Source organism: Sulfuricella sp. (assembly GCF_035531155.1).
In the GTDB taxonomy this organism is placed as follows: domain Bacteria; phylum Pseudomonadota; class Gammaproteobacteria; order Burkholderiales; family Sulfuricellaceae; genus Sulfuricella.
In genome coordinates this window covers 115,722-127,728 of the sequence record NZ_DATKTK010000003.1, presented here as the reverse complement: position 1 = coordinate 127,728, position 12,007 = coordinate 115,722, and the positions used below count along the sequence as shown (strand labels likewise).

At 62.4% G+C, this 12,007-nt stretch carries 10 protein-coding genes; 2 read left to right on the top strand and 8 right to left on the bottom strand.

Annotated features, from left to right (window positions below):
• On the top strand, positions 1-1,449 hold the full coding sequence (locus VMV64_RS00705) for an ATP-binding protein (protein WP_325328021.1): 1,449 nt from the start codon (positions 1-3) through the stop codon (positions 1,447-1,449).
• Entirely contained in the window at positions 1,446-2,798 is a 1,353-nt protein-coding gene (locus VMV64_RS00700; protein ID WP_325328020.1) for a sigma-54 dependent transcriptional regulator, read from the top strand. The genes VMV64_RS00705 and VMV64_RS00700 overlap by 4 nt, the downstream gene beginning before the upstream one ends.
• A gap of 54 nt (positions 2,799-2,852) precedes the next feature.
• On the opposite strand, the gene VMV64_RS00695 is transcribed toward VMV64_RS00700, so the two are convergent.
• The 8 genes from VMV64_RS00695 to VMV64_RS00660 all read right to left on the bottom strand — a co-directional run bounded on the left by VMV64_RS00695 (position 2,853) and on the right by VMV64_RS00660 (position 11,995).
• Positions 2,853-3,368: a hypothetical protein gene (locus VMV64_RS00695; protein ID WP_325328019.1), complete on the bottom strand. Its 516-nt coding sequence runs from the start codon at positions 3,366-3,368 to the stop codon at positions 2,853-2,855.
• 114 nt (positions 3,369-3,482) lie between these two features.
• On the bottom strand, positions 3,483-4,208 hold the full coding sequence (locus VMV64_RS00690; protein ID WP_325328018.1) for an ABC transporter ATP-binding protein: 726 nt from the start codon (positions 4,206-4,208) through the stop codon (positions 3,483-3,485).
• The gene (locus VMV64_RS00685) at positions 4,208-5,404 is read right to left on the bottom strand and encodes an ABC transporter permease (protein WP_325328017.1); all 1,197 of its coding nucleotides are present in this window, start codon (positions 5,402-5,404) and stop codon (positions 4,208-4,210) included. Before VMV64_RS00685 ends, VMV64_RS00690 begins: the two co-directional genes overlap by 1 nt.
• Positions 5,401-6,567, bottom strand: coding sequence for an efflux RND transporter periplasmic adaptor subunit (locus tag VMV64_RS00680; protein WP_325328016.1), 1,167 nt, complete (start codon positions 6,565-6,567; stop codon positions 5,401-5,403). Before VMV64_RS00680 ends, VMV64_RS00685 begins: the two co-directional genes overlap by 4 nt.
• Positions 6,551-7,828 (bottom strand): efflux RND transporter permease subunit, encoded by a 1,278-nt coding sequence (locus VMV64_RS00675; RefSeq protein ID WP_325328015.1) that lies wholly within the window; start codon positions 7,826-7,828, stop codon positions 6,551-6,553. The genes VMV64_RS00680 and VMV64_RS00675 overlap by 17 nt, the downstream gene beginning before the upstream one ends.
• On the bottom strand, positions 7,749-9,656 hold the full coding sequence (locus tag VMV64_RS00670; protein ID WP_325328014.1) for an efflux RND transporter permease subunit: 1,908 nt from the start codon (positions 9,654-9,656) through the stop codon (positions 7,749-7,751). The genes VMV64_RS00675 and VMV64_RS00670 overlap by 80 nt, the downstream gene beginning before the upstream one ends.
• Positions 9,657-9,659: 3 nt before the next feature.
• Positions 9,660-10,715: an efflux RND transporter periplasmic adaptor subunit gene (locus VMV64_RS00665; protein WP_325328013.1), complete on the bottom strand. Its 1,056-nt coding sequence runs from the start codon at positions 10,713-10,715 to the stop codon at positions 9,660-9,662.
• Entirely contained in the window at positions 10,712-11,995 is a 1,284-nt protein-coding gene (locus VMV64_RS00660; RefSeq protein WP_325328012.1) for a TolC family protein, read from the bottom strand. Before VMV64_RS00660 ends, VMV64_RS00665 begins: the two co-directional genes overlap by 4 nt.
• Positions 11,996-12,007: the final 12 nt, after the last annotated feature.

The window sequence follows — 12,007 nt, the reverse complement described above, 5'->3', positions numbered from 1 at the left end:
ATGTTTCGCGATCTCAGCTTCAACTACAAGATCCCCCTGCGCGGCAGCGTGCTGATCATCTTTACCGCGCTGGTGGTCACCGCCTCCCTGATGTTCCGCGCCTACGACGACCTGAAGCGGGATGTGCTGCTGAATTCCGGGAGCATGGGACGGGCGCTGGCCCACACGCTCACCCCGGCCATCGTGCATGACGATGTATGGCGCGCCTATGAAATCATCAATTCGCCGTTCCAGGCTACACCGCATGCGAACGTCAATCAGGCGGAAGAAATCCTGGTGCTGGATGCGCGCCAGCAGGTTTACGTTTCCACCCATCCCATGCAATACCCCATGCTTTCCGACCCTGCCCGCGTCAGCCCGGACCTTGCCCATCTACAGCAGGCGATCACCGATTATCGCGGCACCGAGCCGAAAGCGGTGGAACTGGCCGGATCGGACAAATTTTACATGGTGACCCCCATCATTTCCGATGGCGTGGCGCTCGGTTCGCTGGTGATGGGGTATTCCAGGTCGATGTTCCTGCCGCGCTTCTATGACATCGCCCGGCGCGCCGTGATCATGACACTGCTGGCACTGGCCGTGCTGTTGCCGATGAGTTGGTACTGGGCCTGGCGCATGGCGGCCCCCCTGACCCAACTTGCCAAGTGCATGGGCAAGGTGGGGCAAACCCTGCCTGACAGCCTGGAATGCAACCTGTATGAATCCAGGGACGAGATCGGCCAGGTCGGCGTGGCTTTCAGGCGCATGCTGGGCGAACTGAAGCACAAAGAGAACCTGGAAAAGCAGATGTTCTTTTCCGAGCGGCTGGCGGCGGTGGGGCGGCTGGCAGCGGGCATCGCCCACGAGATCAACAACCCCCTGGGCGGCATGCTGAATGCGATCAGCACCTTCAAAAAGCACGACAACGCCGACCCCCAGACCGCAAAAACCATCTCGCTGCTGGAACGGGGTCTGCTCCAGATCAAGGACATTATTGCCGCCCTGCTGGTGGAGGCCAAATTCCAGGGCCACCCCCTCACGGTACAGGACATCGAGGATACCCGCACCCTGGTGCTGCCCGATGTCCACAGAAAAACGGCCGGACTGGCGTGGGAAAACGACATTCTGGACACTCTGCCGCTGCCCTCGACCCTGGTGCGGCAAATCCTGATTAACCTGCTGCTCAACGCGACTCAGGCGGTGGAACTACGGGGCCGCGTGCACTGCCATATTTACCGGGACAGCAGCAGACTGACCTTGCTGGTCGAGAACGACGGCAAGCATATCGAGGCCGAACAGCTGGGATATCTGTTCGAGCCGTTCGCCACCGGTCGCGAGGGTGGGCACGGCCTGGGGTTGTGGGTCACCTACCAGATCGTGCAGCAACTGAAGGGAGAAATCATGGTGCAAAGCCAGCCCGGGGAAACCCGGTTCATCGTGACCTTGCCGCTGGAAGAGCGTGCGGCATGAGCGCCGAGCTGCCCCGCCTGTGCCTGGTGGAGGACGACGAGATCATGGGGGAATCCCTGTGCGACCGCTTCGAACTGGAAGGTTACACCTGCGATTGGCACAAGACTGCGGCAAGCGCCCTGGCAAGCCTGGGCAAGAAGAATTATGCCGTGGCGATCAGCGACATCCGCCTGCCCGACCTCTCCGGCGACGCGATGTTTGCCCGCCTGCTCAAATCGGGCGTGACGCTGCCGCCCTTCATCTTCATCACCGGCTTCGGCTCGATCGACACCGCGGTAAGCTTGCTCAAACAGGGAGCGGCGGACTACGTCACCAAGCCGTTCGACCTCGACCAACTGATGGACAAGATCCGCGTCCTGGCCACATCGGCACGCCCTTCCCGAAGCACAAAACCGGGCCTGGGGCTGTCCGCTGCAATGCGCCGCATCACCGACATGCTGCCACGCCTGGCACTGCACGCCAGCACCATCCTGATTGCGGGAGAATCCGGCGTGGGCAAGGAGAAAGTGGCGCTGGAGCTGCACAACAGCGACCCCAAAGCCGCCGGAAAACCCTTTGTCGCCGTCAATTGCGGCGCGATCACGGAAAGCCTGATGGAAGCCGAGCTGTTCGGCTATGAGAAAGGCGCCTTCACCGGCGCCGCCCGCACAAAGATGGGCCTGTTCGAACAGGCCGACGGCGGCACGCTGTTCCTCGACGAAATCGGCGAAATGCCGCTGGCAATGCAGGTCAAGCTATTGCGCGTCATCCAGGAGCGAAACATCGTGCGCGTCGGCGGCGAGGCACCGATTCCCGTCAATCTGCGCCTGGTGTGCGCCACCCACCGGGATCTGAAGCAGATGGTACAACAGGGAACATTCCGCGAAGATCTCTTTTACCGCATCAACGTGATCCAGCTCAGGATTCCACCCTTGCGGGAGCGCAAGGAAGACATTCTGTGGTTTGCCGATCTGTTCCTGGAGCAGTTCGCGGCACAGCATGCGGTAAAAAAGAAATCCCTCCAGCCCAGCGCCGAACTGGCACTGCTGGATTACCCCTGGCCCGGCAACGTGCGCGAACTGAAGCACGCCATTGAACGAGCCTACATCCTGAACAATGACGAGACATTGAAGGCTGACGACTTGTTCGAAGATGGCCTGCTGCCCCCAAGCCTCGCCGCCGTGCCCGAAGCCGACCTCAATCAATACCTGCAAGCCTGTGAACGCCGTTACATCGTGAACACGCTTGACCGCCACCAGTGGCATATGGGAAATACCGCCGCCGCACTCGGTATCAGCCGCAAGAATTTGTGGGAAAAAATAAAGAAGCTGGAGATTCAGGCAGACATCAAGGGCATAGACGGGGATTGATCGATACGCCTTTAACCTGCGTGGTCGTGCATGTTAAAGGCGCTATCGTGATGGTCAGAATTTGCCCGGTGTCAATGGCCGCCAGCCAGGATGATCGAAATAGCGGTCGTAGTTTTCCAGTGCATGCATCACCTTCACGGCGCCGCCGCGCCTATCCAATTCTTTGTTTTTTCCCTCCATCGCCTCCGCGCCGGCGATGATCTCCGCCAGCACGAGATGGAGCATGGCATCGGTTTCCTTGTCCAGCTTGCAATTCTGCACCATGAAGGCGATCTGTTCATTTACCCGTCTGGCCCGGATTTCGAACTGGACGGAATCGGCCTTGCCGGCATAAATGGCCGGCATCGGCTCTTCTATCGCATCACGGATGCGGCCCATGCCCTGGCGCAGATTGGCATCGGTCGGCCATTTCCTGCCCTGATTGAGCGAAAGGACCGACGGCGCACCGGACGATGCGCCTTGCTCATGGTCGTGGTCTTGCGCCGTCGCCGCCCGGCCCGCCACGGTCAAGCTCAGTACGATCCCGGTTGCTGCCACGAGGCGAATTGCCTTGATAAATGATGAATGCATATTTTCTCCTGGTTACGTCAGATAATTGTCAATCGATGTTTCCTCTGGTCTTGCTCACCCCTTCAACTTGTTTACTCCTCCTTTTTATCTCGCACGGATATCGCCTTTTCAGTACTACACGTCGAACGCCCTTCCCTCCCCCGCTTCCTCGTGTGCCTTGCCCTCGCGGATGCGGTAGAGGCGCTTGAATGTCGGGATAATATTGTCGTCGTGGGTGACGACGATGATTGCGGTTCGATACTGCGCCGCCAATTCATTAAGCATGCGCATCACCGTCAGGGAACGTTGACTGTCCAACGGCGCAGTCGGTTCGTCGGCCAGGATGATCGGCGGGTTGTTGGCGAGGGCGCGGGCGATCGCCACGCGCTGCGCCTCGCCACCGGACAGCTCGGAAATGCGCGCCCCAGCGCGGTGCGCCACATCCAGCACTTTGAACAGATCCAGAGCGCGGGCGTTCGCCTCGCCGTTCGGCTTGCCTGCCAACATCGGCAACAGGGAAACGTTTTCGGTGGCATCGAGAAAGGGGATCAGATACGGCGCCTGGAAAATGAAGCCGATGCGGTCGCGGCGCAATTCGCGCAGATCGGAAATTTTCCAGCCGTCGTCGAAGGTAACATCGCCGCCCAGCGTGATGCGCCCAGCAGTCGGGTCGATCACCGCACCCAGGCATTGCAGCAGAGTGGTCTTGCCGGAACCGCTGGGGCCGAGCAGGCCGACCACTTCGCCGGGATAGACTTCCATGTCCACCCCTTTCAGCGCCTCGACCGCAGCGCTGCCGCTGCCGTAGCGCTTGACCAGTCCCTCCAACTTGATTGCGGGCTTCTCTGTATGCTCAGCCATCAACCGCCTCCGATCGCCGTCGCCGGGCTCACCTTGAGCGCGGCGCGAATGGCCAGGATGCTCGCCAGAGTGCAAATCACCATGGTGATGGCAAAGGCGCGGCCGGCATCGCCCATTTCCAGCAGTACGTATTTCGGGAAGATCGGCGCCCAGAAGGTCGCCACCGTCTTGCCGATGACAAAGCCGATCACGCCCAGCCCCAGCGCCTGCTGCAGGATCATCGAGACGATCACCCGGTTTTTCGCGCCGATCAGCTTGAGCACGGCGATTTCCTTGATCTTGCTCATGGTCATGGTATACACGGTGAGCGCGACGATGGCGGTGCTCACCACCGTCAGGATCACCAGGAACAGGCCGATCTGCTTGGCCGAGGTGGCGATCAGCTTGGCCACCAGGATTTGCTCCATGTCTGCGCGGGTGTAAGCCTGCAGACGCTTCCAGCGCAGGATGCTGTCTGCCACCAGGCGCGCGTCCGTGCCGGGCGCTACGCGCACCAGCACGGCATTGACGTTATGGTTGGAAAACCGGTCGGCCTCCAGCGCACCGAGCAAGCCGGGTATGCCAGGACGATTCAACTGCGGGTTGGCAGCCAGCCGTTCGCGGTCGCCGACGATGGCGTCGTTATCCTTGAGAAACTGCACTTCCTGGGCATCCTTAAGCGAAATGAACAGCATCGGGTCGCCGCCCGACGACACCATCCGGCTGGTCAGCCCCACCACGATGTATTCGTGGCGGCGGATGCGCACCCTGTCGCCGACCTGGAAGCCAGTCTTGACGTCCGCCACCGCTTCATAATGAGAGCGTGTCACCGGCCTGCCCGCCACTAGCCGCATCGGCTCGCCCGGCTTGCCCGATTCGAAGCCGGCGATCATCACCCGCACATCCTTGTCCTTGTGCTTCACCTGCATGGTGAGATAGGCCACATTGCCCACCTCCGCCACCCCGGGCAAGCCGGCGATGCTACGCCAGGCATCGTCGTGCAGGGTGGAGGATTCAGCGTAGGGCCCAAGGGTATAGCGCTGCACCACCCAGATATCGGCGGCGCTGCCATTGATCAGCGCCTTGGCGTCGTCCACCATGCCCCGATAAACCCCAGCCATGGTCAGGGTCGCGCCGATCAGCAGCCCCAGCCCGAAGCTGGTGAGTAGATAGCGGCCAAAACCATTGGCGATGTCGCGGTAGGCAAGGTTGATCATGCCGCCTTGCCTGCCTTCACTTTCTTGCCTTCTTCCAGGTCCACCGGGCTGTATACGATCACCGCGTCACCCGCCTTCAGTCCGTTCAGAATCTGGGTGCGACCGTCCAGAGTCTGCACTCCGATGGTCACCGGGGAGAACCGCACCTTGCCAGCCTCCACCCGCCACACGCCGTTTTTATTCTCCACCCGCCTGACTGCGGCGCTGGGCACGAACAGTACATTGTTCAAGGAGGCCATCTTCACCGTGACTTCGGCCAGTTCGCCGACAAAAATCTCGCCTGGCTTCTGGTCGAAGACGACGTTCACCAGTCGCTCCTCGGTCAGGCTGTCGCTCTGGATATCGACCCGTGCCACCCGCCCTTTCAGGACAACGCCCTGACGCGAGCGCAACACAATTTCCGCCGGAAGTCCTGGCTGAAGGCCGCGCGAACTGGACTGATCCATGCGCGCCCTCACCCACAGACTGGCGGGATCGATCACCCGCAGCACGGCCTGCCCCGCCACCACGGTATTGCCGGGCTCGGCCTCGCGGGCGATGACGATGCCGTCAACCGGGCTGACCAGCTTGAGGTTGGCGCGTTGCAGCGCCACGCCATCCCGCTCCGATCCGGCCTTGGCCATGTCGCGACGTATGGCTTCCAGATTGGATTTCGACGCATCCAGCGCGGCCTGGGCGATATCCGCGTCGTTGCGCCGCGACTCCGCCGCCTCTTGACTGACGAAATGCTTCGCCACCAGATCCTGATAGCGCTGCGCATTGGCCTGCGCCTGTTTGTGGCGGCTCGCCGCTTCCCTGATTTGTGCCTCGGCCGATTGCACATTGAGCCGCGCCCGCTGCTCCGCCAGACCAGCGCTTTTCATGCGTTCGTCAAGATCGACAGGATCGATCTCTGCCAAAATCTGACCGGCCTTAATGCTGTCTCCATGATCAACCCGTACGCTCAACACCCGCCCGGCCTGAGTCGGGCCGATGGCGTAGGCTAAACGCGCTTCGACCGTGCCGACACCAAATACCGACGGGTGCAAATCACCCAAACCGGCTTCGATCGTTTTCACCTTTGGCACCGCCATCGGCCCATACGTCATGGCGATCCAGGCAACGGCGAGCAGGCCCACCACCACGCCGGCGGGAACGAGATAACGCTTAAAGCCCACTTTCATGTTCTGCCTCTCTTGAAACGCTTTTTTCAGACACCCACACATAGAACATCGGCAGGTAGAACAGGGAAAGCACTGTCCCCAGCAGCAACCCGCCGATCGCCGCATCGGCCAGCGGCGAAAGGCGCTCCAGCCCTACCGCGCGCTGCATGGCGATCGGGATCATGCCGGCGATGGTGCCGAAGGCGGTCATCAGGATCGGGCGATAGCGCAGCCGGATCGATTCCATCGCCGCCTCGAATGCGCCGCTGCCCTCTCGGCGACGCTCCTGGATGAAATCCACCATCAGGATGGAATTCTTGATGATGATGGAAAACAGCAGGACGATGCCGAGAATGGCGGGCAAGGCCAGCGCTTTATTGAAGGCCAGCAGCCCCCACACCGCGCCGATGGCTGAAAGCGGCAGAATAATGATCGACAACAGGGCCAGGGCAACGCTGCCGTAGGCCGGGGCGAGCACACCAAATAACAGCAAGATGCCCATCCCCAAACCCGTCAACATACGCTTGCTTGAATCTGATCCCGCTGCGTTATCGCCCTTGTCGCTGGCTTCCACGCCCGGCGGCAGCACTTTCTGCGCCGCTGCCAGGGATTTCTCGCTCAGCACGCTTATCGGCGCCGTATTGCGATAGCCCAGCACATCCAGGCTGTAGCGGTTGCCATTGGTGGTGAGCAGGGAAAGCCCGGGCTGGTTAACGATGGTGCTAATTTCGCCCAGGCTCACCGTGCTGCCATCCGGCAAGGGAATGGGCAGCAGGCCCAAGGTGGCCGGGTTCGATCGATAGGGTTCGCTGAAATAGCTGCGAACGGGGATGGCGCCTACCGTGGGCAGCTTGCTCATGCTGGCCACGGCCGCGCCCTTCAGAGGCAACTGGGCCAGCACTACATCGGGGGTCAGGCCGAGCGTGCGCAGCTTGTCCTCGTTCAGCACTAGGCTGGCTTCCGTGGTGTTGGCATCCCAGCTCACTGAAACCGAGGACAATCCGGGGACTTTTTGCAGAGCCGCTGTGACGCGTTCTGCCGCAGCCGGCAACAGCCGCCAGTCTTCGGCGGAGAGGCGAATATCGACCGGCGCCTTGATGGTGGAAAGAGCGGTCGCCCCGAAATCGTAGGCATCGGCAATGGTCACCCCCGGCAGGGCCTCAAGCTGGCGGCGCAAGTCCGCCTCGATCTGCCAGCTGCTTTCATTGCGCTCCAGACGGTTGACATAGGTGATGGTGAGAGTTGCCTCCGCCGGCAGTTGGCCGGAGCCGAGGGAAATCACCCCCGCTTCGGAGCCGAAGGTGGTGCACCCGTTGCACCCTCTTGTCCTGCATCAGGCGTGCTTCAAACTCCTTAAGCCGGTTCTCCGCCACATCCACCGGCTCGTTGGCACTGAATTTCGCATGCACCCGCACGATCCCGGTATCCATTGGCGGCAGCGCGTCCCTGCCGATCAGCGGAATGATGGTCTTGAAGCTGAACACTAGCAGCATGAAAGCGGGAATAACGAGAATCATGCGGCGAAAAAAGCCGCCGTTGAAGGCAAAACGCAGCATACCGGCATAGAGTCCCGCCCCCGGCGCAAGGGTGCGCTGGTAAAGTCTTTCCATAAAGAGTTCGAGGCGGTTCTTGGGCGGCAGGCCGTTGCGGTACCAGAAAGCGGAAAGACGTGGGATGAAGGTCACCGCTACGAAATAGGAGGTGAATACCGCGATCACCACCGCCAGGATCAGATGCTTGAAGATCTGCTGGGAAAAGTCGCCGACGAACATCAGCGGCGCGATCACCACCGCCGTGGCCAGGGTGCCGACGAATACCGGGAACAACACCTCCTCGGTGCCCCTGCGGATCGCGGTCTGCACGTCTTCATGCAACTCGCCCAGATGGCGCTCGATATTTTCCAGCACCACCACGGCGTCGTCCACCAGCATCCCCAGTGCCAGAATAATCCCGGTCATGACCAGGATGTTCAGCTCCTTACCGGTCAGCCACAGGATAGCCAGGGTGGAAAGGAATACCAGGGGGATCGACACCAGCGCCGTCACCACCGCGCGCCAGTTGCCAAGGAAGAACAGGATCACCACGCTGGTGAAGAGAATAGCGTCGCGCAGTGCCTCCACCATGTTGGCGTTGGAGGTCTGGATCAACTCGCCCTGGGTGTCGGCTATGGCAAACTCGATATTGGGGTAGCGCGCCTTGAGGCCGGGCAGTTGCGCCTCGATATCGTCGATCGTCGCCTGTACCGCGCCGCCCGGCGCGCGCATCACCGCCACCGCGATGGCCTGCTTGCCGTTGCCGTGGTAGGCGGAATAACGTTCGGCATGGCCGAGGCTCAGCTCCGCCACATCGCCCAGCGTCAGCCCATGGATCAGCGGCAGCAGGCGCAACGCTTCAACATCGGCGCGCTCGCCGTAGATCGTGAGGGTCAGGCTGCTGTCCTTGCCTTGGGCGGTGCCCAGCGGCCAGTCGCGATTGAGCTTGTTGAGCAGATCCTGCAATTGCGCCTGGGAAATGCGGTAGCGGGCAAGCTTGAGGGGATCGAACTCGACCCGCACCGCCGGCTCGTAGCCGCCGAACACTTCCACGTTGGCAATTGCCGATTGGGTGACGAGGGCGGTGCGGATATCGTTTTCCGCCAGCAGGCGCACCTGGGCCAGGGTCAGGCCGCTGCCCGCCTTAGGCGACAGCGCCAGCACCATTACCGGCGAAGTGAAGCCGCCCACCGCATAGACGCTGGAAGGCGGCACATCAGGCGGCAGCTTGCCGCGCACCCTGGAGAGCGCGTTATTCACGTCCAGCAGCGCCGCATCCAACCCCTTCTCGTAATTGAACTCGGCGCGCACGATCGAGACTTCATTCTTGTTGGTGCTCTGCACGTCACGCACGTGAGAGATGGCATACAGCTCCTGCTCGATCGGGCGCGACAGCTTCTGCGCCACGGTCAGCGCGGATGCACCGGGCAACTGGGTGATCACCGTGACCTGCGGCCGCTCCACATCGGGATACATGTTGCGCGGCATGTTCAGGTAGCCGACCACGCCCAGCAGCGAGGTAATCGCCAGAATCATTTTCAGCAGAAGAGGGCGGCCATGGAAGAATTTGAACAGCATGGCTTACTTCCCGCCCAGAACGCGGAACGACACCCCGGCAGCCAGCCGGGTCAGGATATCGGGGCTGGCGCAGGCCACGCGCTGGCCGGCGAGCCGCTTATCCAGCGTGGCGGCGCCCTCCTCCCCCGCTGCCGCCAGCGCGATGCGCAACGGCTCCACCTTCTTGTCGTCCGGCAGCCTCAGCACGGTAGCGGACTTCCCGTCGTCATTGAACAGGCAGGCGCGGGGCAGGAACAGGGCCTGACTGGACTCGAACACCACCGTCCGGACTTCAATGCGCGCGCCGGGAATGAAGGCGCTATCCTGGGTGCGTGCTTCGTAGCGACGCAAGCCTTGCGGGCCGGCTTCCGGCCACGGGCGCAGCGGCAGGGTCTGGCCGCCGACGCGCAGCGCCGTCGGCTGCACGGTTTCCGGCACGCTGACCAGCAAACGGTTGCCGGAGGTGGTATCGACGATCTTCAGCAGGGGTTTGCCGGGCGTGGCCAAGTCGCCCGGCTGCACTAGGCGCTGGCTGACCACGCCGGCAAAGGGCGCGATCACCGTGGCATTGCGCAGGTTTTCCCTGGCCGCCGCATGGCGGGCCCGCGCAGCGGCAAAGGCGGCCTCGGCCGACTGGAGCTGCTCCTGGGAGATGCCCTGGATCGGGTACAGGGCTTGGGAGCGGCGCAGGCGTTCCTGCTCGGCCTTGAGGTTGCTTTCGGCGGCAGCCAGATCGGCATCGAGCGAGCTACCCTGTGCTTGCCCCTGGCCTGGCGGGCTCATGTCGAGCCGCGCCAGCAGGTCGCCACGCTTGAAGAGCTCGCCCTCAAACAGCGGCAAGGCAGTCACGTAGGCTGTCAGCCGGCTCGCCACCATGCTATCGCGCACCGCTTGAACATCGGCGGTAGTACGCAGGGTCAGCGCCACCGGCCCGGTTTGCAGGATTTGGGTCGTCACCACCACCGGCAGCGTCTGCGGGGTTGTTTCCTGGGCGAGCTGGTGGCGCTTCTTCATGATCAGCGCAACCCCGGCGCCCACCACGGCAACAAGGATCAGCACTACGACGGCTTTCTTTTTCATTTTGCATCCATTCGGGCAATATAGTTTTCAGTCGGCAATCCGGTCAGCACCTGGGCCGCAGACCAGGCAGCCCCGGCGCGCGCCTTGGCTTGCGCCAGGCGGTAGCGGGCGTCGATCAGGTTTCGTTCGTGGCTGAACAGGTTTTCCAGGGTCTGGCTGCCGAGACGCTGCATTTCCCGCTGCACCGCTGCCACCTGCTCGCGGTAGGCCACTTCCTTTTCCATCGCCAGGGCATCCGCGGCTGCCGCATCGTAAGCGGCCCGCAGGTTCTCCAACTGGCGAGCGCTGTCGCGCGCGGCGGCCTCGCTCTGCTCGGCGGCGGCCCGGGCATTAAGCCGTTGCGCATCCGCCTGACGGTATTGGGTCACGCCCAGCGGCAGGCTCACCACGCCGCCCACCGCCCAAGTATCACGGTAGTCGCCGCCGCCGACATTACGAAAATAATTGGCATCCAGGCTCAGCGCGGGCAGCAGCGCCCGGCGGTTTTCATCGGCCTGGGCACGCGCCGCCTCACTGCGGGCCTGCGCGATCCGCGCTGGAAGAGTGGTATCGGGGATGGCGTCTTCCCAGGTAGGGACATGGATATCGGCACGAGTCGGCAGGAATTTTTCGCGGCTGGCGGCTTCTTCAAGATCGGCCTGCGCCTGGATCAGCGCGCCGTTGAGCACGGCCTCGTCGGCAACCAGCCGAGCCAGTTCGCTTTCGGCATAGCGGGCATCGACACCCGCCGCCTTGCCCAGATCCACTTCCTTCTTGATGCGCTGGTGGGTGGCCTCGACCCGCTGGCGGTAAATGGCCAGCGCCTCGCGCTGTTTAAGCAGCGCCTGCAGGGTGAGATAGGCACTGGCGGTCTGGTGCAGCTTGAGCAGGGTTTGCTGGCGCGCCAGCAGTTCGGCTGCATCCAGGTCGTACTGTGCTCGTTCCTGGTTTGCGGCGATCACGCCGAACAGGTCCACCGGCAAGCTGTAGGCCAGCCCGGTCTGGCTGATCCTGTCGGAGATGAGAGGAACGGCGGGCGTACCGGGGGTATAAACCCCCACCACGCGCTGGCCTTCATAATTGTGCCACCCGGCTGACAGCGCAGCGCTGCCGAAATACCGACCGGTCGCGGCATCCTTCTGCGCCCGCGCCGCCTCGGCCTGGCTGGTTGCCGCGCGCGCCTGGGGATGCAGCAGGGCAGCCTGCAGCAGATCGCCCAACTCGCCCGCCTGCACTGCTGGCCCCAGAATCAGGAAGGCCAGACCGGCGGGGACGAGATAGTGCTTTATCCGGATTTTCATGCCTTCCTCACA